We start from the raw sequence: 22,295 nt of genomic DNA, 5'->3' as shown, positions 1-22,295 counted from the left end.
ATAATTTTATATATAAAATATTATATTAATTATCATAATATAAAAAAATACTATAAAAATAGATACATATGAAAAAATATAATTATCCAATAGTAAAAACATTACTAGATACTGATGCATACAAACTTCATATGCAACAAGCTGTATTTTTTTGTTATAAGAATGTTGATGTTGTTGCAGAATTTATTTGTAGAGGTCCTAATATTTTAGGATCTTATTCACATGTTTTATTAGATCAAATTAATATGATGCAATCTTTATCTTTAAGTCATGAAGAATATATATATATGAATTCTTTTCCATTTTTTAAAAAAGAATATTTACATTGGTTAAAAAATTTTCGTTATAATATGACACAAATAAAAGTAAAGAATTATTATGGTCAATTACATATTCGGATTACTGGGCTATGGAAAGAAGTAATTTTATGGGAAGTTCCTATTTTATCTTTAATTAGCGAAATTTTTCATAAAAATCATTATCCTGAAGTTACTCCAGATATTGCAGTAGATTATTTAAACTTAAAGTTAAAAAATTTTTTTAATTATACTAAAAATTTAGATTTATCTCGTTTAAAAATTATCGATTTTGGAACAAGACGTAGATTTTCATATGATGTGCAATATTCTATTGTTAAAAGATTAAAAAAACAATTTCCTTTTTTAATTGGATCAAGTAATTATCATATTTCTCGTATTTTGAAATTATCCCCAGTGGGAACTCAAGCGCATGAATGGTTTCAAGCACATCAACAAATTAGCTCTAATTTGAAATATAGTCAATCTTTAGCTTTAAAAATATGGTTATGTCAATATAACAAACACTTAAGCATTGCATTAACAGATTGTATTACAATGGATTCATTCTTACGTGACTTTAACTTATATTTATCTAAATCATATCAAGGCATTAGACATGATTCAGGTGATCCAATACAGTGGGCTGAAAAAGCTTTAAAACATTATAAAAATTTAGGAATTGATCCTTCTACTAAAACGTTATTATTTTCAGATAATTTAAATTTTAAAAAAATTATAACTTTATATAAAAAATTTAATAAAAAAATTAATGTTATATTTGGTATTGGAACACAGTTAACTTGTGATATTCCAAATGTGAAACCACTCAATATTGTAATTAAATTAGTTAAATGCAATGGAAAACCAGTAGCAAAAATATCTGATAGTCCTGGTAAAACATTTTGTTTGGATAAAGAATTTATGAAGTCTTTATTTAAAGCATTTGATTTGCCTTTAAAAAATATAAAATAATATTGTTAATTTTGATAAAACTTATTTTCTGTAGATATTCTTATAGAAATAAGGTATAAGGGAAAAAATTATGAATACAGTATCGATATCAAAAATATATCAAAATAACATTATGTTAAATAATTTAATTACTGTATATGGATGGGTTCGAAGTCGTAGAAGTTCAAAATCTGGATTTTCTTTTATCACAGTGTATGATGGATCATGTTTTCATTCTATACAAGTTGTTGCTAATAATACTTTATACAATTATTATAAAGAAATACTTCGTTTAACTATTGGATGTTCTGTATTAATCAAAGGGAATCTTGTTTTATCTTTAGGTGGAAAACAAAAATATGAGATTCAAGCAACAGAAGTGCAAGTATTAGGATGGATTGAAAATCCAGATACTTATCCAATTTCTGCAAAAAAACACAGCTTAGAATATTTACGAGAAGTAGCACATTTACGTGGAAGAACAAATTTAATTGGAGTGATAGTAAGAATACGAAATTATGTATTCCAATTATTACATAAATTTTTACATGAAAAAGGTTATTATTGGATTCCAACACCTATTATTACTAATCTTAATACTGAAGGTGCTGGAGAAATGTTTAATGTTTCAACATTAAATATGAAAAACATTCCTAAAAAAGATAATGGTTCCGTTGATTTTAAAAAGGATTTTTTTGGAAAAGAGTCTTTTTTAACTGTTTCGGGACAACTTAATTTAGAAACATATGCTTGCTCTGTATCTAAAGTATACACCTTTGGACCAACTTTTCGAGCTGAAAATTCAAATACTATTCGTCATTTAGCAGAATTTTGGATGTTAGAAGTTGAATCATCTTTTTTGAATTTATATGAAATATCTAAATTTTCAGAAGAGATGTTAAAGTATGTTTGTAAATATGTTTTAAAAAATTGTATTGAAGATATTAAATTTCTTAAAAATTATGTTGATAGTGATATAATTAATCGTCTTAAAAAGTTTTTATTATTAGATTTTATTCGTATAAAGTATATTGATGCTATAAATATTTTAATAAATTCTTGTAATAAATTTGATAACGGTATTTTTCCAGGAATGGACTTAAATTCTGAGCATGAACGCTATCTTGTTGAAAGACATTTTAAAAGACCTTTAATAATAACCGATTATCCTAAAGAATTAAAAGCATTTTACATGAGATTAAACGATGATAAAAAAACTGTTGCAGCAATGGATCTTTTAGTTCCAGGTATCGGTGAATTAATAGGTGGATCTCAACGTGAAGAACGTATTTCTATATTAGATTTGCGTTTATCTGAGTTAGGTTTAAAAAAAGAAGAATACTGGTGGTATCGAGATCTTAGACGTTATGGTACAGTTCAACATTCAGGTTTTGGAATGGGTTTTGAGCGATTTATTTCTTATATTACTGGAGTTTCTAATATAAGAGATATTATTCCATTTCCTCGTACTGTTAAAAGCTCTCATTTTTAAATAAATTTTTTATATCAAATTATTTTTATAATTTTTGATTTATATTAAATTTACTAATAAGGTAATCTAAAAATTATGAACAAAAAAAAATCTTTATCAATGTTAATACCAATATTATTTGCTACTAGTAGCGCAGTTACAGCTGCTGAAATTTTTAATAAAAATGGTAACAAGTTAGAATTATATGGTAGTATAAATCCTAATCATTCGTTTTCTAATCGTTTTTTATCTACTAAAATTACTTCAAAAGAAGATAATACAAATGCTATTTTAGGATTTTCAGGAAAAATTAATATTACTAATAAACTTTCTAGTTATGCAAAAATTGAATACAAAACTGATTTTTTTATGCCTGAAGAATTAATGAATGAACAACAACCTAGCTCTATACGTTTAGGATATGCTGGTTTGAAATATGGTAATTTAGGATCTATAGATTACGGTAGAAATTATGGTGTTATTCATGATGTAGAATCTTTAACTAATCATATTCCATATATTACAAATAATAGTGTTTTTGCATATAATGATAATTATATGGTAAACAGAAATAGTAGTTTACTTACTTATAGAAATGATAATTTTTTTGGTTTAGTTAATGGAGTTAGTTTTGCTTTACAATATCAAGATGAAACTAAAAATAGAAGTGAAAACCAAAAAAATCATTCAGGTTGGGGTGCGTCTTTAAAATATGAAAGTGATTCAGGATTGACTGCTATTGGTTCTTGTTTTACATCTAAAAGACCTCAACTTACAACAGATAAGCATGGAAAAAATGAAGCTGTAAATGCATATGGATTAGGTTTTAAATATGATACTGATAAAGTATATATTGCTGCTTTTTATGGTGCAGCAAGAAATCTAACACCTCATAATATTCATAGCGATAGTTATATAAATGAAACACAAAATATTGAAGCAGTTGCAGAATATCGTTTTAAATCTGGATTTCGTCCTTCTTTAAGCTATTTAGATTCTAAAGGTTATAATATTAATAGTCCTGAAAAAAGTGAATTAGGTTTAGCAAAACAAATTAATATTTCAACTCGTTATGAATTCAATAAAAATATTTCAACTTATATGAATTATCAAATTAATTTGTTGAAAGAAAACGATTTTATTAAAACACATAAAATTTCTACAGATAATATTATTGGTGCTGGACTAGTTTATAAATTTTAATTTTTATAGTCAGTTATTTTTTAATTAATTTTTTTAAAAAATTTTAATATAAGAAATTAAGAGTTAGAACTTTCTACTATTTATAATCGTAAAATATATCTTTGATTTAAATATTTAAAATATATATTTTATAATATAAATTTTAGTAGAAAGATCTGCTCTATTAAATGTTTTAATAAAATTTATAATTAATATATTTTTTATAAAAAACAAAGATTTTTTGTTTTATAAAATATAATTTCTCCTGTTTTTACAAGTATTAGTTTAATTTTTAATTTTAGCGATTTATTATCAACAACAACGCTACTATCAAGATAGTATGTTGCATTATTATTTCGAGCTAATAACATTGCAATGCTTGCATTCAAAAAATTATTATCTTTAGATATTCCTAATTCTTTTTTGCTTTGATTAATTTGATTAGTATTGATGATATTAAATACATTTATTTTTTTTAAAATTTGGTTTTTTATAACATTTGTTAATTTTTTATTTTCTAAAAAAATATTGCTTTCATTTCTCAACATATTAACGTATAATGATATTTTTTTAGAAAAAAATATATTCTTATCATTAGACATTTCTAAAGTAATATTTTCAATAGCATTTTTAAAATTTAAAAAAATAATATTTGTATTTTCTGTAGAGGTATTACTTTCTTTTAAAGAACTTTTTTTTATTTTTAATAGTGAACAGCTATTAATACATAATAAAAAAATAAAAAAAAATATTAAATTTTTACTCAAATTATTACCTTTTCAAAGAATTATATTTTTAATATAATGTTTTTAGTTTAGTTCCGCCTAATAAATGCATATGTAAATAGTGTATTTCTTGCCCTCCGTTTTCATTACAATTAACAATTATTTTATATCCATCTTCGCTAATTTTTTTTTCTTTTGCAATTTGTATTGCAATATAAAACATATGTGCAATAACATTTTTATTTTTTTTATTTATATCGTTCGCTGTTTTTATAAAACAGTTTGGTACAATTAATATATGTATAGGCGCTTTTGGGTTTATATCATCAAAAGCAGTTACGATTTTATCTTGATATATAATATTTGATGAAATTTCTTTTCTTATGATTTTTTGAAAAATTAAATGATTATTCATAATAAAATGTTTTTACTCATATATTTTTAAAACATATTATATTAATTATTGGGCGAGTGAAGCTTTACTCACCCCTGTTTTATACTTTTTTTATATATTCATCCATTGCTGTTTTGATATTTTCAGATCTAGTACCAAAAACAGCTTGTATTCCTGACCCTGATATTACTATTCCAGCTGCCCCGAGGTCTTTTAAAGCAATTTTATTTACTTTTGATATTTCTAATACTGTAATCCGCAATCTTGTAATACAAGCATCTAAATTTTTAATATTTTCTTTTCCTCCTAAAGCGTTAATAATATAAGGTGCTATTTCAATATTATTTTTTATAATAGTATTATTGTGATCATATTCTCTTCCTGGAGTTTGTAAGTTTAATGTAACTATTAAAAAATAAAATATAATATAATATAGAGTACCATATAAAATACCAACAATTGGGAAAAGAAAAAGTTGATTACTATGCCCACTTAATACTATAAAATCTATAAACCCATGAGAAAAACTTGTTCCAGCACGCATATTTAAAAAGATACATAATGGAAAAGATAAACCTGCTAAAAAGGCATGAACAATATATAATATTGGAGCAACTAATATAAATGAAAATTCGATTGGTTCTGTAATTCCAGTTAAGAAAGCTGTTAAGGCAGCAGAAACCATAATACTACCTATTTTATTTTTATTTTCTTTTTTTGCTGTATGCCAAATTGCTAGTGCAGCTCCTGGAAGACCATACATTTTAAAAATAAATCCACCTGATAAATTTCCAGCCGTAGTGTCTCCAGCCATATATCTTGCAATATCACCATGAAACACTTGTCCAACAGAATTTGTATATTCTCCAATTTGCATTTGAAATGGAACATTCCATATGTGATGCAAACCAAATGGGACTAATGCTCTTTCTACTAAGCCATATAAAGAAAACGCAAAAATTGGATTTTGGTAAGCTGCCCATTGAGAAAATATTTGAATTTTTTTTGCAACTGACGGCCAAATAAAAGATAAAATTAATCCTATAAATATTGCAGATAAACCTGAAATGATAGGAACAAATCTTTTTCCTGCAAAAAATCCTAAATATTCAGGTAATTGAATTTTATAAAATTTATTAAACATATATGCAGAAATAGCTCCTGCTATCACTCCTCCTAATATTCCTATATCAGAAAAATTTTTATTTTGTATTATCTCAATATTTTTTTGTAATATACTTGGTTCAAGTACAGATAATGTTTTAATTAAAATACTATATGCAACAACCGCGGCTAACGCTGCTACACCATCGTTATTACTAAACCCTAAGGCTACTCCAATTGCAAAAATTAATGGCATATTTGAAAAAACAGAACCTCCTGTTTGAGCCATAATTTCAGAAATAGTATCTGGTATTAAGCTAAAATGAGCAGACCCTATACCAAGTAATATTCCTGCAATCGGCAATACCGAAACAGGCAACATAAGTGATTTTCCAATTTTTTGAAGGTTTGAAAATACATTTTTAAACATATTAAAAACTCCTAAGTATATATAAAATATAAAATTAATTAAATAATATATTTTATTTTAAAATTTAAATAATGTATAAAAATTGTTTTTTATAATTTTAGCAAATTCTTCTAAATGTATTTTTTTTATTAAACAAATATGTTTTGCTATATCAAGTAAATATGCTGGTTGATTTTCCTTGCCTCTATATGGGACAGGTGATAAATATGGAGAATCTGTTTCAATTAACAAACTTTTTAATGGTATTTTGTTTAATGTTTTTCTTAATAAAATTGAATTTTTAAAAGTAATAATTCCAGAAAAGGAAATATAGAATCCTAGATCTAAAAATTGAAATGCTGTTGTATCATTTTCAGTAAAAGAATGTATTATACCTCCGCATTTTTCTGCATTCTCTTCTTTTAATATTCTTATTGTATCGTGTATAGCATTTCTTGTATGTACTATAATAGGTTTATTCAATTGTATTGCAATTTGTATATGTTTTCGAAAAAAATATTGTTGTATTTTTTTTGTTTCAAGTGAGTAATGATAATCTAAACCTGTTTCACCTAGAGCAATAACACGTGGGTTTGTTGATGATTTTTTCAATTGTTGTTCAAAATTTTTTGTTTCTTTTTGACAATATAAAGGATGTACACCACAGGAATAAAAAATATTATTATATATATCAAATAATTTTTTTATATTATAAAAATTGCTAATAGAAGTAGATACTGTTAAAAATTTTTTCACATAATTTTCATTTGATTTTTTTAACATATCTTCTATACTTTTATTAAATTTATTATAATTTAATTGGTCGAGATGACAATGAGAGTCAATTAAAAACATAATTTTTATCTCTTTAATATAACAATTATGTAGATATTAAAATTAAACAATAAAACCTAAAACTTTTTCCCATTTAAGCAATTGTTCTAATAATAATAATTCGTTATTAATACTAGGTATATTTAATAATCTATATCGACATTTATTCCAGCTTTGTATACTTTGATTTAAAGTAAAATAATTATAATTTTGAGTAAAAAATTGAATTAATTCTGATTGATCAAAGTTAGTTAATTTTCTTTTTTCGTTAAAATATACTTGTATAGCATCAAATAATAATAAACAGATCCAATCTATTTTTAATAAAGTGTTATTTATAGATAAAATTGGTAACATTTTTAGTAGGTTTTGATTTTTAATGGATTTCGAAAAACATATAAATAAATTTTTTCTCTCCTCCCAAAGTCCATTATTAATAAATTCTTTAGCAGATATTGGAGAGCCTTGATTAATACGCAATGAAATTACATTAAATGTTTTATTGAATAAATTTTGATTTTTTAACCAAATTAAACTGTTTTTTTCTTGGGGAGGAAACAATCTGTATATTAAACAACGACTATGCAGTGTAGAATTAATTATTATATTATTGTAATCTATTAAAAAAAACCAAGTTTTTTTTGGCGGTTCTTCTAAAGTTTTTAATAGTGCATTTTTTGCAGATTCTGTTAGTTTTTGAATATTAGACAAAAATATTATTTTATTTTTCCCTTGTTGCGGATATTTAAATATTTTTTCATTAATTTCGCGAACGTTATCAATAGTAACTAGTTCATTTTTATTTTTAATATATTGATGCCAATCTGGATGATTTCCTGATGTCATTAATTGACAGCTATGACATTTTTCGCAACATTTTATTCCATTTACTTTATTGCATAATAACCATTTGCTAATATTCCAAATTAATGTAAATACTTTCAATCCTTTTATAGTTTTTATTAAAAATGCATGATGTGTTTTTTTTGCTTGATGTTTTTGAATAATTATTTTATATGGATTTATTAGCCAAGGATAGTGTTTCATATAAATTGTTTATGAAGCCATTGTAATAGTTGCTTTGTAATATTTTGAGTAACATTATCAATATCTAAGTTAGCATTAATTTTAATAATTTTTTTGTCTGATTTTATATTATTTAAATAACTTTTTCTTGTTTTTCTAAAAAATTTCAAAGATCTTTTTTCTATTCTATCTAATGCACTTCGTTTTAATGCTCTTCGCAAACCAATTTCAGGTATCACATCTAAATATAGAGTTAAATCTGGCGCAAAATCTCCTAATAACAAATTTTTTAATTTATTAATAATATTTTTGTTAATACCTAGCCCTCCACCTTGATATGCTAAAGAAGAGAGATCATGACGATCTGAAATAACCCAATCTCCTCGATTTAATGCTGGTTTAATAATTGTTTTTACTAATTGTATTCTTGCTGCATATACTAATAAAAGCTCTGTTTCTTTTGTGATTTTTTCAGTATGATATGTTGTAATTAATTTTCTTATTTCTTCTGCTATAGGTGTACTTCCAGGTTGTCGAACTAATATAACATTTTTAATATTATTTTTTTTTAGAATTTTTTTTATACAAGTACATGCATGTGTTTTTCCTGCACCTTCTAATCCTTCAATTACAATAAATTTATTTTTTATCATTTTTTTAGATATCTAATATAAATTCATTTTTAAGTAGAATTTAATCATTTTAATTTTTAATTTTACTGTTAATAAAATTTATAGCACTTTGTACTGTTTTAATTTTTTCTGCTTCATTATCAGATATTTCTATATTAAAATCTTCTTCTAAAGTCATAATTAATTCTACAATATCCAATGAATCTGCTCCAAGATCTTCTAAAAATGAAGAATTATTAGTAATATGTTCTATTTTTATATCTAGTTTTTTTGAAATAATTTTTTTTATTTTGTTTTCAATATCTTTCATATTATTTTATTCACTTTTAAATGTTTTTATTGTTTATATTAATATATTTTTAGATTAAATGTATATTTACATATACATACCACCATTTACATGTAATGTTTGACCAGTAATATAAGATGCTTGATTAGAAGATAAGAACATTACAGCATCTGCTATTTCTTCTACACTTCCTAATCGTTTCATTGGAATATTAGATAAATGCTTTTTATATTGAAATGCATTTAAATCTTTAATAAAATCTGTTTGAATAAGTCCTGGCGCAACCATATTAACTGTTATTCCTTTTGAAGCCACTTCAAGTGCTAAAGATTTATGAAATCCAATAAGACCTGATTTTGCAGCGCTATAATTAGTTTGACCTTTATTTCCTGTATAACCAATTATAGAATTAATCGTGATTATACGACCTTCTTTTTTTTTAATCATAGAACGAATGACAGCTTTAGAGGTATAGAATATAGATATTAAATTAATTTTTATTATATCTTCCCAATCTGTGTTGTTCATATGAACTAATAGTTTATCTGATTTAATTCCAGCATTGTTAACCAATATATCAATAGAATAATTATGCTTATAAATTTCTTTAATTTTTTCTGTAATAGAATTAGTATCTTTTAAATCTAAAACAACACCAAAACCATTTTTTTTTAAATATTTATTAATTATTTTTACTCCATATTGAGTCGTAGATGTGCCGATGACTCTTATTCCTTTTTTTAATAATTTTATAGCTATTGCTTTTCCAATTCCTTTATTTGCTCCTGTTATTAGAGCTGTTTTTTTTTCAGTTTTCATTAGTTTTAATTTATTTTTTTAAAAGCTTTCAAAAAAAATTTTTTATTACTTGTATTAAGAGAAATTAAATTAATATTTTTTTTATTTAAATTAGTTAAAATACTATTTGGTCCAATTTCTAACATAGTAAAAATATTTTTAGATTGTATAAAATCTATTATTTCTTTCCATCTTACAGTTTTATATACTTGTTTTATTAATGCTATTTTAATATTTTTACTATTATTTTCACATTTTACATCTACATTATTAATAACTGGTATTTTGGGTTTTTTTATTTCGATATTTTTTAATATACATTCAATTTTTTTAGCAACTGGTTTCATTAAGTAACTATGTACTGGCATGCTAAGATTCATATCAAATATAAATTTAGCTCCATTTTTTTTACAATCTAAACTCGCTTGATATACATCTATTTTGTTTCCTGAAATAATTATTTGATTATCGGAGTTAATACTTGCAATGGAAACAGTCTTTGATTTGTATTTTTCGCAAATTTTTTTAATAATATTTTTATTTAAACCAATTATAGCTTTTACTAAATATGATTGATTTAAAGTGATTTTTTGCATATATTGTCCACGCAATGAAACAATTTTTACTGCATCACTAAATTTTAAAGCACCAGAACAAACTAGTGCAGAATATTCTCCTAAACTATGCCCAGACATAAATGATGGATTTTTTCCATTACATGCTTTCCAGAATTTATATATCGCAATTGATGAAGTCAATATTATTGGTTGTGTATATTTGCTGTCATTTATTTTTTCTAATGGTCCTTCTTTTATTAATTTTAATAAATTACAACTTATATACTCTGATGCTTCTTTAAAAATATTCTGAAAAATTTTTTCTTTTTGTAAAAAACAAGATAACATGTTTATATATTGAACACCTTGACCAGGGAATAACATAGCAAATCCACGCATCAAAATAACCTTTTGATTAAGTAAAAATTTTTAAAGATAAATTTTATTTAATGATAAAACGGTATTTTTTAAATACCGTTTTTCTGTTTTTTTAAATAACTTTTTTACCTTTATAAAATCCTTTTTGAGTTATATGGTGCCGTATATGTGTTTCCCCAGAAAACTTATCTATAGATAATGATATATTTTTTAAAGCGTCATGTGAACGACGCATACCTCTTTTAGAACGAGTAGGTTTATTCTTTTGTACGGCCATATAGTTTTTTCTCTGCAAATATTATTAGATAAAAAATTAATTATTTTTTAATATATATCATACAAGAGTTTGTAAAAAATTTCTAATATTCATATCTAACGGCGCTTCTATATGTAATATATTACCATTGTTTGGATGTATAAAATCAATTGAAACAGCATGTAATAAAAGTCTATTAGAACTCATTTTTTGTTTAATTCGTTTATCTAAGTTTGAATCTCCATAACGTTTATCAAACAATATTGGATATCCTGCATGTGATACATGTGCTCGAATTTGATGTGTTCTACCTGTTTTAGGAAAAATAGAAAGTAATGTTGCAAAAGAATACTGTTTTTTTATTTGAAAACAAGTTTCTGAAATTTTTCCATTATTATTAATTAACATTTTTTTTTGTTTGTTTTTTAAATTAACCTTTAATAAAGGTTCGGATATTTTTTTTAAACTATCAGGCCATAAACCATGAACTAATGCAATATATTCTTTTTTTATTTTTTTTTCTCTTATTTGTTTATGCATAGATATAAGAGATGTTCTTTTTTTTGCTAAAATTAATATACCTGATGTTTCTCGATCAATACGATGTACAAGTTCAAGAAATTTCTCTAATGGACGAATATTTCGAAAATACTCTATAATGCCAAAATTAATACCGCTTCCACCATGTACTGCAATACCTGAGGGTTTATTTATTATTAATAAATAGTTATCTTCATAGAGTATATTATTTAATAGATTTTTTTCATAATTATTAACATGAAAATATTTTTTTTCTTCGATTAAAATCTTTATCGAAGGAACTTTTAGATGATCTCCAATTTTCAATTTATAATTTGGTTTGATTCTTTTTTTATTAATTCGAATTTTTCCAGTTCTAATAATACGATAAATCATACTTTTTGGTATATTTTTAAATTTTTTTTTCAAAAAATTATCTATTCGTTGATTTATCATATCTTCATTAATATATATAATAGATGCAGATAATATTTTATATGTCATTAAAAAAATCTCTATAATTAAGTAATTTTTTTAATTTTTATTAATTATAATATAATTAAATATATAAATATATTAGTATCAATAATTAAATTATTTGTGATTTTCAATTATAAAAAATAATATTTATTAATTTTTAAGTTATTTGTATAGTATTTTAAAACAACTTATTTTTATATATATTTTAAATAAAAATCATAGTTAGATAATAAAATATTAATTTTTAAAAAGTATATATTTCCTGTTGATGTATTTACTTATTTATAAAAATAAGAGAGAAAATGTTACAATGAAAAGAATGTTAATTAACGCAACTCAGCAGGAAGAGTTACGTGTCGCTCTTGTTGATGGTCAGCGATTATATGATCTTGATATAGAAAATTCTGGATCAGAACAAAAAAAATCAAATATTTATAAAGGAAAAATCACTCGTATAGAACCTAGTTTAGAAGCTGCTTTTGTAGATTATGGAATAGAAAAACATGGTTTTTTACCTTTAAAAGAAATTTCTGAAAAATATTTTCCGAAAAATTATAATAGTAATGTACGTGTAAATATTAAAAATATTTTAAAAGAAGGAAAAGAGCTTATAGTTCAAATTAATAAAGAAGAAAGGGGAACCAAAGGAGCAGCTTTAACAACTTTTATTACCCTAGCAGGAAGTTATTTAGTTTTAATGCCTAATAGCCCTAATATTACCGGGGTATCTAGAAGAGTTGAAGGTAACGATCGAATTGAATTAAAAGAATTATTATTATCTTTAAAACTACCTAAAAATATGGGTTTAATTATTAGAACTGCAGGAGTTGGAAAATCTATAAAATCATTACAATGGGATTTATCTCTTAGACTAAAACATTGGAATGCTATCCAAAAAGCTTCAGAAAGTAGATCTGCACCATTTTTAATTCATCAAGAAAATAATATAATTTTTCGTGCATTTAGAGACTATTTACGCCAGGATATTGGTGAAATTTTAATTGATAACCCTAAAATACTTCATATAGCTCGAGAACATATTTCCGCTTTAGGTCGACCAGATTTTATTAATAAAATAAAACTTTATACTGGAGAAGTTCCTTTATTTAGTTATTATCAAATTGAATCTCAAATAAATTCTGCTTTTCAAAGAAAGGTACGACTCCCTTCCGGTGGTTCAATTACAGTAGATAGCACAGAAGCCTTAACAGCTATTGACATTAATTCATCTCGTTCTACACGTAATATAGATATTGAAGCGACTGCATTTAATACAAATATAGAAGCAGTTGAAGAAATTTCAAGACAATTAAGATTGCGAGACTTAGGTGGTTTAATAGTTATTGATTTTATAGATATGACATCTATAAGCAATCAAAAAGCTGTTGAAAATAAACTTCGTGAAATTGTACGAGAAGATCGCGCACGTGTTCAAATTGGAAATATTTCTAGATTTGGATTATTAGAAATGTCTAGACAAAGATTGAGTTCATCTTTAGGTGAATCTAGTCATCATGTTTGTCCTAGATGTACAGGAACAGGTACTATTAGAGATAATGAATCTTTATCTTTATCAATTTTGCGTTTAATTGAAGAAGAAGCATTAAAAGAAAATACATATGAAGTACATGCTATTGTACCGATAGAAATTGCTTGTTATTTATTAAACGAAAAACGAGATGCAGTACACGCGATTGAAAAACGACAAGCTGGTGGAAAAACAATTATTGTTCCTAATAAAAATATGAAAACTCCTCATTATCTTGTTTCTAGAATCAGAAAAGGAGAACGTATACCATCGATTAGTTATTATCTTTCTAGTGTTTTAAAGAATAAAAACTTAAAAAATATTAAAAAGAACGTTATAGAAAAAAAAAATAAAACCAAACCATTTTTAAAAAATAGTACATTTTTCAATTATTCTATTAATCCCAAAAACATCATTGAAAAAAAAACATCTAAAAAAAATATTTATAATAATTTTTTGATAAATTTCATATCTTGGATAAAGGAATCTTTTTTTATAAGAAATATTTTTCATAAAAGTGAAATATTAAAAAAAAATATTTTTCAATATAAAAATAATATTTTTTTTAAAAAAGCAAATAATATTCCAATTAATGATATTAAAAAAAATATAAATATTATCTCTAAAAATCATAAAATTGAAAAAGATAATAAACTTAATTTGCGTCAAAAGCAAAAATATAATTCATCTTTTCATAACAACTATTTAAAAAAAATAAATCTTATTTATTATATAAAACAATTGAACTTTTTTAAATTAAATTTAAATAATACAAAAAACAATATTTTTTTAAATAAAGAAGTGTTATTCAAAAATATTATTATTCATAAACAAAATATTTTAAAAAATCAAGAAAAATATATTAATACAATTAAAAATAAAAATTCTATTATTTTTCAAGCCCAGAATACATCTAATATTACAAATTTAAAACATTTAAAAAACGAATTTATGAGCCCATGTGTTGTTAATTCTTCGAAATCAATTGGTATTAGTATTATTTTTTCATTAGAATTAGCATTAGGACGAGTTTTATTCAAAAATTCATTAACAAAAATTAATATAAATCCAATAAAAAAAGATGATAATTTAGATATTAAAAAAAAAATAAATATTTCATCTATTAATGAAAACAATAATATTCTTAAAAAAAATATATTATTGAAAAAAATTAATAATTTTAAAGAAAATAAAAAAAATCGTTTTTATAAAACTAAAAAAAGTTTTAAAGATCAAAATATAATTCAAGAAAGAAAAAAAATTAAGTTATCTTTTAAAAGAAATCGTATATTCACATCAAGTCAAAAAAAAGTTTTAAGTAATCAAAATGTAAAAAAAGAAAAAAATAAAAATCAAGCTTATGCACCTATTACTAAAATTTTTAATAACTCATTTTCTAATAAACACAAAAAAACAATAAAATCTTCAATTTTTTTGATCGAATCAAATAAAAAAAAGAATTCTGCTGGAGCACATTCTGCTACTGATTTTTCTACTTCACCTATTACTAAAACTGAATAAAATTATTTTTATAAATTAATGTATTTTATATAAAATATTTAAAAATAAATTAATTGAAAAAATTAAGTATAAAAAATAAAAACTTACTTTAAAAAGTAAGTTTTTATTTTAAAAGGATTTTTCAAAAATTAACTATAACAATCAATAATATCATTGAAAATACTTTCAGCCATTTTTAAAATTTTCACATTTGCAATATAACATTTTTGCTCATAACTAAGATTTTGATAATCTTCATTTATATCATCAGATACTGATAATTTTTTATTTTCTAATATTTTAATCATTTGACGTTTGAAAGGTACTTTTTCTTCAAGATCATTACATTTATAAGATATAGATTTTAAAAATTTCAGATAAGACATACCTAATGTATCTTTTTTATTTACTAATTTATCTTTATTTAAATTATGTATAATAATTGCATTATTTCTATTTTGCTGACTCATATCATTTGTTGAAGATGATGCGAACAAGTTATTTTCTACAATTAATAACTCCAGTTCATCTAATGTTTTAGCATATGGCTGAATCATATACATATTACCTTCGTTATGATTTCCTTCAATTTTTAACTCCATTCCATCAAAAGTCAGGTATGTATTATTATTATTTTGATATATTTCTGGTTCAAATATTGTTTGGTCACGTAATCTTTGAACTACCCACTGGTGATTTTTCATAGAAACTATATAATCTGTATCTTGCGCATCACTAGTAGCCATCCATTTAATAGAAACAAAAGGATTTGACGGGTTATGTGAACTGGATATAATTTTAGGTGTACTAATATTAAATACTTGTCTTCCAAGATTACCAAGTATATCATAACCTAATGTATGATTTTCGTTAATACTATCAGCAAAATTAACAGTTAGTTGCCCAAGCTTATTTTTAGCATTTTTTAATTCTTCTCTTCGAAATGAAAAGAGTCCGCCTAAAGATCCACTTGGAATCATATGTTCCATTTTTTTAAGTGTTTTTTCATGTTCATCCCAATAACCTACACTAACATATTTTTCATCAGTATTAGATGTTAAGATCATTAAATTTTTCTTTTTGTCGTTTTTAATAAGACACATACCGCTATTTAAACGTACTTCAAAATTGTCATCATCTTTAATTACTGTAACACCAATAATATCATTTAACTCATTAACTAATTGATCTCTTTCATCAATATATTTATATACACCATTAGGAACTTGTTCTACTGGGAAGTAATGAATGTCAATATTGAGATCACAAATTTTATTGATTAAGATATTTGCTTTTTTTATTTTTTCTAATATATCATTCTTAACATCGTTTTCTAAAGTATTTAATTTATCATCAAAGTTTTTTAGTTCTGCTACAACATTTTTTAAATTACTTTCAATTTCTTTATTAAATACATTTTCATTTCTATTAACAATGTTTTCTTGTATAGAAGAGTAAAGTTTGTTGATTAAGTCATTAAATACATGTATTTTTTTAACAAATAAATCTTCTAACTTTAAATATTCTTCAATGCGTGTTTGTTCATCTTGTACTCGTTCACTTGTTTTTCGTTTTTCTTCATCAATAAAATTATTATATTCATCATATACTTTTTGTATTCTTACACCTGCATTAGCATTAGATTCATCTATATTATTTTCTATTGAAATGCGTTCTGATGAATTTCTATAATGTGGATTTAAAACTTTTTTTGATGTATTATCGATTAATATTTTTATAGCATTAATACTAGAAATAGTAGAAGTTAATATGGAACTCATATAGCTCCCCTTAAGAAATTGTTATATATATATTTTTTTTTGTTCGATTTGTTTTAGAATCATATCTGCTAATCCAATACCTTTCTTAGTTAATTCTTTTGAAATTTGTTCATCATATACTTCCGTATATAAACGACTTTGATTATTATCCAATAAACTATCTTTTATTAATGAATTTCTCATGCTTTTTAATAGCATATAAATAAAAACACCTTCAACTTGTTTAGCTGTTTCTGATGAATATTTTTTAGGATTAACTTTTACTTGATATTTTAAATCATTAACTAATTTAGCATGGTAATTTGTGATATTAAATAAAGATAAATAATTTTGCATTAAATAATTTCCAATTTTGCGTGAAGACAGCCTGCACTTTTCATTGACTGAAGAATAGATATTAACTCATCAGGTTTAGTTCCTAAAGAATTTAATGCTCGTAATATATTATTTAAACTTTCATTATTCAGTGTTTCATTTTCAAGATAATTTTTATCGTTAATACTTGTTAATAAATTTGATTTATCATGCGAAATTGAATGTAAAAAATTTGAACGATTATTTTTATTAATTATTTTATTAATTATTACAGATAAATTTTTATGCGTAACGATACATGTGCCTAATCTTACTTCTTTATTAATAACGATTGAGCCAGTTCGAGGGTTAACTATTACTTTAGCTTCTTCTGAAGGCAAAGAAACATCTATATCTTGAATATTAGAAAGCATATGAACTTGTATTGTATTATTAGCATATGTATTTAATTGTACTGTTTTAGAATTTATTGCTATAGCTGTATCTGGATACTTTATGTTAATCATATCACTTATTTTTTGTGCAATACTAAAATCTTCTTGATTTAATTGTAAGTTAATTATTTCTTTTTTTCCAAAATCAGTATTTATTTCTTTCTCAATTGTTGCTCCATGATGAATTCTTCCTGAATTTACTTGATTAAATATAATAGGGTTATTTCTTTTTTGCGAACTATTTCTTTCAGATACTAATATGTTACCTTGGGCAATCGCATAAATTTGATTGTCAGCTCCTTTTAAAGGAGTCATTAGTAGTGTTCCTCCTTTAAGACTTCTTGCATTACCCATCGAAGAAACTACTACATCTATTTTTTCGCCTGTATGACTAAATGGAGGTAATTTTGCCGTAACTATTACAGCTGCTACATTTTTTAAATGCATATTAGTATCTGGCGGTATAGTAACACCTAATTGAGAAAGCATATTATATAATGATTGATTGGTAAATGGAACTTGTGTTGATTGATCACCAGTTCCATCTAAACCTACTATTAAACCATAACCAATTAGTTGATTATCTCTTATACCTTCAATACTAGTTAAATCACGTATTTTTTCGGCATGAGTAAAAGAATAAAAACTTATTAAAATACAAATAATAAATTTTAATAACGATATTATCTTGAACATAAAATACCTTATACATTTACTTTATTAATTCTTTTTTAAATATATATTATATACAAAATATATAATATGTCATTTATGAATCTTTATATAAATTTTTTCTCATAAAGGATTATTTTTATCCTTTATGAGTTTAAATGATATTAAGAATTTTGTTTTTTAATCTTTAATATTAAACAGGAGAAATTTTTAACAATAATCGTTGTAACCAACCCATTTTTTGAGCTTCATTAATACGACTATTACTTACATATTCAATACGAGTATCTGCAATTTGAGTTGAAGCAACTAAATTGTTTTTATTAATATTATGAGGATTAATTACTCCTGAAAATCGAATAAATTCTATCCCCTCATTAATGGCGACTTGTTTTTCACCAATTACTTGTAAATTCCCATTCGGAAGAACTCTTTTTACAGTTACAGTAATAAGACCTGTAAACGTATTTTTAGCTGAATGACTACCCTTTCCATAAAAATCGTTTTTTCCTATACTATCAAATCCTGTTTTATTTTCATTGATATTAAATCCTAACATAGGATTTAGTTGTCCAGGGGTAATTGTCATTCCTAAATTTGCTGTGCCATTTCGACTCAAATTAGAAGATGAGCTATTACTCGCACTTATATTTTCTTGTAATACAACAGTTATTGTATCTCCGATATTATGAGATCGATGGTCTTCAAATAGTGGTTGATAGCCATAATTGATAGGTGTTATTTCTTGAAATAAAGAACCATTTGTATTTTTAGGAAAAACATTTGGAGCTATAGATGTAGTAATCCCACTAACTAAAGGTTGATGTTCAATAGAAGCGCAACTTTGAATTGCTAATAAAGCAAGAATAGTTAAATAATATTTAATTTTATAACTAAATAACTTTACCACAGAAAAATCATCCTTAATAACAAAATTTTAATATATAAATTTTTAAATTTGTTCTAGCATAAAAATCAATTGTTATAATTGATATAATTTTTGTAACATTTGATCTGAAGTATTTATAGATTTACTATTAATTTCATAGGCTCGTTGAGTTTGAATCATATTTACCAATTCTTCAGCAACATTAACATTGGATGTTTCAACATACCCTTGATATAATAAACCGGTTCCGTTTAAACCTGGTGTCGTATCTACTGGACTACCAGATGCTTGCGTTTCTTGGTATAAGTTTTCTCCTAAACTTTCTAGTCCGGAATCATTAGAAAATTTAATTAAATTTAATTGACCAACAGCAATTGATTGCGTTTGACCTTGTGTAGTAACACTTATAATCCCATCTCTTGCTATATTAATATTTGTTGAATTAGGTGGAATATTTATTTCAGGAACTATTGTAAATCCGCTATTTGTTACTAGCTGACCATTTTGGTCTAATTGAAATGAACCATCTCTTGTATATGCTGTATTACCATCAGGCAATTGTACTTGAAAGAAACCTGGTCCATTAATAGCCACATCCTTTGAAGAATCTGTTTTGGATAGATTTCCTTGGGTATGAATTCGCTCAGTAGCTACAGGTCTAACTCCTGTACCTATTTGTAATCCTGAAGGTAAAGTTGTATCAATAGAGGAATTTGTACCTGCTGGTCGTATTGTTTGATACATTAAATCTTCAAAAACTGCTCTAGATCTTTTAAACCCGTTTGTACTAACATTGGCTAAGTTATTAGAAATAACATTCATATTAATTTGTTGTGCATCAAGACCTGTTTTAGAAATCCATAAAGAAGGAATCATGTTTTTATCCTTTTAATTGTTAACATTAAATAGTTGATTTGCGCGTTCTGTGTTTTGATCATACATTGATATCATTTTCATATTCATTTCAAATTGTCGCGCGTTCGATATCATATCAACCATATTTTTAGTTGGATTTACATTACTTGCTTCTAATACTTCTGATTGTATACGTACAGTGTTATCATGCGGTACGTTTAAATTTTGATTTAATATATTTTTTTTCAAATAAAACAATCCATTATTTTTTTGAATAAGATTGTTTTTTGAAAAACGAACTAATTTTAATGATCCTATTTTTTTTTCAAAAATTTTATTTTCTTTTTCTTCTATTTTTTTAATCGTACCATCAGATAAAATTTTTACATTCATATTATTTGGTATTTTTATATCGCCTTTATTTGTAACTACTTTGTAGTTTTGTATAGTTAACTGTCCATGTGCATTTATTTTTAAATGACCATTTTTTGTATAGGCTTCTTTTCCATTCATATCTTTTATAACTAACCAGCCGCTATCTTTAACAATTACATCTAGTTTTCTTTGTGTATTAGTGAGTATGCCCTCTGAAAAATTATAATATTTTTGTGTTTGAATTTTATATAAATTATTAACATTTTCATCTTTTATTATCAAATTAAATGTTTCTTTAAAGCCATTAGTAGATATATTTGCTAAATTATTTGCAATAATATTTTGATTTTCTAATAATCTAATAGCTGCTTGCATTGATTGATAAATTGCATTTTCCATTACAATACCTGATATTTGATATTATCTTAAATTAATTAATGTATTAATTATTTTATCTTCTGTTTTAAAAGCTTGTGCACTAGACTGATAATTACGTTGAGCTACGATCATGTTAATTAATTCTTTATTTAAATCAACATTAGATGATTCTAAAGTTTTTGAAATCATAATCCCAAATCCTTTATCTCCTGCTATTCCAACAGTTTCATTTCCAGCTTCTTGAGTTGCAGACCAAACATTTCCACTTTCAGGTTTTAATTTTTCTGGGTTGACAAATTTTGATAAAAATATTTGTCCAATTTTTTCTACCCTTTGGTTTGTGTATTGTCCAATAATTTCGCCATTATTTAAAATTTCAAAGGATTGTAAATTACCTTCTGGATAACCATTTTGAGAAAGTTGTATTGTATGATTATCATGTTCTGATTTTCTAAGTTTACACTCTATATCTAAAGTAAGATTTTTAAAATTTTTTGATTCAATTTGTATAGTTGAATCGGAAATTAATTCACCTTGAGAATCGAATTTTAAATAGATAGTATTATCAATTTTATCATCATTTGAATCATTTAAATTATTTGACTGAACTTTTAAAATCCATTCGTTTTTATTTTTTTCAATAGAAATATTTATAGTTTGAGCTTTTCCATTTTTATCGTAAACAGTAATATTATTTGTTTCTAAATTTGATATGTCATCATCAGAACCTGTTATAGTATTAGTCGAATTAGCATTTTCAATTAAATCTGCATTTAACTTTATTACATTTGTTTGTTTTGATTTAAGGATATCAGATTTTTTTAAATTAATAGGTTCTAATTTAGATATATTGTTTAGATCATTATTTAAATCAAATTGATTTTGACCAGTAAGATACATTCCTTCCATATTGACAATATTTTTGTCTTTATCTAATAAAAATTGCCCGTTTCTTGTATAATATGCATGTCCTTTGGAATTTAATACTCTAAAAAAACCATCTTGTACAATACCTAAATCTAAATCTCTTCCTGTTTGAACTAAGATTCCATTACTAAAATTTTGTCTCATATTAGAAACACCAACACCAGATCTTATTAATCTGTTGGAGTAAAATGAATTAGATACTATATCGAAAAAAGAAAGAGTGCTAGATTTAAATCCAATAGTAGAAGAATTGGCTATATTATTAGATACAACATCTATATTATTACTATTTGCCATTAATCCACTAATTGCTTCCATAGTTGACATGTTTTTATTC

22 protein-coding genes are annotated in these 22,295 nt (G+C 24.1%); 4 read left to right on the top strand and 18 right to left on the bottom strand.

Annotated features, from left to right (window positions below; genetic code table 11):
• Positions 1-68 precede the first annotated feature (68 nt).
• From pncB to D9V60_RS01820, 3 genes are all read left to right on the top strand, one after another.
• Positions 69-1,271, top strand: a complete 1,203-nt coding sequence (gene pncB, locus D9V60_RS01830) for a nicotinate phosphoribosyltransferase (protein WP_158360651.1) — start codon at positions 69-71, stop codon at positions 1,269-1,271.
• A 70-nt stretch (positions 1,272-1,341) separates the two neighbouring features.
• Positions 1,342-2,742: an asparagine--tRNA ligase gene (gene asnS / locus D9V60_RS01825; protein ID WP_158360650.1), complete on the top strand. Its 1,401-nt coding sequence runs from the start codon at positions 1,342-1,344 to the stop codon at positions 2,740-2,742.
• 75 nt (positions 2,743-2,817) lie between these two features.
• A complete protein-coding gene (locus D9V60_RS01820; protein ID WP_158360649.1) occupies positions 2,818-3,924 on the top strand; it encodes a porin in 1,107 nt (368 codons plus the stop codon).
• A gap of 200 nt (positions 3,925-4,124) precedes the next feature.
• Here D9V60_RS01820 and D9V60_RS01815 read toward each other — a convergent pair whose 3' ends face one another.
• The 11 genes from D9V60_RS01815 to rluC form a co-directional block, all read right to left on the bottom strand.
• The gene (locus tag D9V60_RS01815) at positions 4,125-4,670 is read right to left on the bottom strand and encodes a hypothetical protein (RefSeq protein WP_158360648.1); all 546 of its coding nucleotides are present in this window, start codon (positions 4,668-4,670) and stop codon (positions 4,125-4,127) included.
• Between the two features lie 28 nt (positions 4,671-4,698).
• Positions 4,699-5,043 carry a histidine triad nucleotide-binding protein gene (locus tag D9V60_RS01810; RefSeq protein WP_158360647.1) on the bottom strand — a complete coding sequence of 115 codons (345 nt, stop codon included), beginning with the start codon at positions 5,041-5,043 and terminating at the stop codon, positions 4,699-4,701.
• A 79-nt stretch (positions 5,044-5,122) separates the two neighbouring features.
• Positions 5,123-6,556, bottom strand: coding sequence for a PTS glucose transporter subunit IIBC (ptsG, locus tag D9V60_RS01805; RefSeq protein WP_158360646.1), 1,434 nt, complete (start codon positions 6,554-6,556; stop codon positions 5,123-5,125).
• Positions 6,557-6,613: 57 nt separating this feature from the next.
• Complete coding sequence (locus D9V60_RS01800) at positions 6,614-7,390, bottom strand: TatD family hydrolase (RefSeq protein ID WP_158360645.1); 777 nt, start codon at positions 7,388-7,390, stop codon at positions 6,614-6,616.
• 42 nt (positions 7,391-7,432) lie between these two features.
• Positions 7,433-8,416: a DNA polymerase III subunit delta' C-terminal domain-containing protein gene (locus tag D9V60_RS01795; RefSeq protein WP_158360644.1), complete on the bottom strand. Its 984-nt coding sequence runs from the start codon at positions 8,414-8,416 to the stop codon at positions 7,433-7,435.
• The gene (gene tmk / locus D9V60_RS01790) at positions 8,413-9,048 is read right to left on the bottom strand and encodes a dTMP kinase (protein ID WP_158360643.1); all 636 of its coding nucleotides are present in this window, start codon (positions 9,046-9,048) and stop codon (positions 8,413-8,415) included. The genes D9V60_RS01795 and tmk overlap by 4 nt, the downstream gene beginning before the upstream one ends.
• Positions 9,049-9,097: 49 nt before the next feature.
• Positions 9,098-9,337: an acyl carrier protein gene (gene acpP / locus D9V60_RS01785; protein ID WP_158360642.1), complete on the bottom strand. Its 240-nt coding sequence runs from the start codon at positions 9,335-9,337 to the stop codon at positions 9,098-9,100.
• Positions 9,338-9,403: 66 nt separating this feature from the next.
• Entirely contained in the window at positions 9,404-10,135 is a 732-nt protein-coding gene (gene fabG, locus D9V60_RS01780) for a 3-oxoacyl-[acyl-carrier-protein] reductase (protein ID WP_158360641.1), read from the bottom strand.
• A 5-nt stretch (positions 10,136-10,140) separates the two neighbouring features.
• The gene (gene fabD, locus D9V60_RS01775; RefSeq protein WP_158360640.1) at positions 10,141-11,070 is read right to left on the bottom strand and encodes an ACP S-malonyltransferase; all 930 of its coding nucleotides are present in this window, start codon (positions 11,068-11,070) and stop codon (positions 10,141-10,143) included.
• Between the two features lie 91 nt (positions 11,071-11,161).
• Positions 11,162-11,326, bottom strand: coding sequence for a 50S ribosomal protein L32 (rpmF, locus tag D9V60_RS01770; protein ID WP_158347707.1), 165 nt, complete (start codon positions 11,324-11,326; stop codon positions 11,162-11,164).
• Positions 11,327-11,383: 57 nt separating this feature from the next.
• Positions 11,384-12,328 carry a 23S rRNA pseudouridine(955/2504/2580) synthase RluC gene (gene rluC / locus D9V60_RS01765; RefSeq protein ID WP_158360639.1) on the bottom strand — a complete coding sequence of 315 codons (945 nt, stop codon included), beginning with the start codon at positions 12,326-12,328 and terminating at the stop codon, positions 11,384-11,386.
• Positions 12,329-12,614: 286 nt separating this feature from the next.
• Here rluC and rne point away from each other — a divergent pair, with 286 nt between their 5' ends.
• Entirely contained in the window at positions 12,615-15,353 is a 2,739-nt protein-coding gene (rne, locus tag D9V60_RS01760; protein ID WP_158360638.1) for a ribonuclease E, read from the top strand.
• Between the two features lie 128 nt (positions 15,354-15,481).
• Here rne and D9V60_RS01755 read toward each other — a convergent pair whose 3' ends face one another.
• From D9V60_RS01755 to D9V60_RS01725, 7 genes are all read right to left on the bottom strand, one after another.
• The gene (locus D9V60_RS01755; RefSeq protein ID WP_158360637.1) at positions 15,482-17,113 is read right to left on the bottom strand and encodes a FlgK family flagellar hook-associated protein; all 1,632 of its coding nucleotides are present in this window, start codon (positions 17,111-17,113) and stop codon (positions 15,482-15,484) included.
• A 21-nt stretch (positions 17,114-17,134) separates the two neighbouring features.
• Positions 17,135-17,449 (bottom strand): rod-binding protein, encoded by a 315-nt coding sequence (locus D9V60_RS01750; RefSeq protein WP_158360636.1) that lies wholly within the window; start codon positions 17,447-17,449, stop codon positions 17,135-17,137.
• Positions 17,449-18,558, bottom strand: a complete 1,110-nt coding sequence (locus D9V60_RS01745) for a flagellar basal body P-ring protein FlgI (protein ID WP_158360635.1) — start codon at positions 18,556-18,558, stop codon at positions 17,449-17,451. Before D9V60_RS01745 ends, D9V60_RS01750 begins: the two co-directional genes overlap by 1 nt.
• Positions 18,559-18,727: 169 nt before the next feature.
• Positions 18,728-19,444 carry a flagellar basal body L-ring protein FlgH gene (locus D9V60_RS01740; protein WP_158360634.1) on the bottom strand — a complete coding sequence of 239 codons (717 nt, stop codon included), beginning with the start codon at positions 19,442-19,444 and terminating at the stop codon, positions 18,728-18,730.
• A gap of 72 nt (positions 19,445-19,516) precedes the next feature.
• On the bottom strand, positions 19,517-20,299 hold the full coding sequence (gene flgG / locus D9V60_RS01735) for a flagellar basal-body rod protein FlgG (RefSeq protein ID WP_158360633.1): 783 nt from the start codon (positions 20,297-20,299) through the stop codon (positions 19,517-19,519).
• A gap of 12 nt (positions 20,300-20,311) precedes the next feature.
• Entirely contained in the window at positions 20,312-21,052 is a 741-nt protein-coding gene (gene flgF, locus D9V60_RS01730) for a flagellar basal-body rod protein FlgF (RefSeq protein WP_158360632.1), read from the bottom strand.
• 21 nt (positions 21,053-21,073) lie between these two features.
• Positions 21,074-22,285: a flagellar hook protein FlgE gene (locus D9V60_RS01725; RefSeq protein ID WP_158360631.1), complete on the bottom strand. Its 1,212-nt coding sequence runs from the start codon at positions 22,283-22,285 to the stop codon at positions 21,074-21,076.
• Positions 22,286-22,295 lie beyond the last annotated feature (10 nt).

The organism is Buchnera aphidicola (Aphis craccivora), assembly GCF_005082145.1.
Taxonomy (GTDB): Bacteria; Pseudomonadota; Gammaproteobacteria; order Enterobacterales; family Enterobacteriaceae; genus Buchnera; species Buchnera aphidicola_U.
The sequence above is the reverse complement of the archived record's forward strand: the minus strand, read 5'-3'. Positions and strand labels throughout refer to the sequence as shown.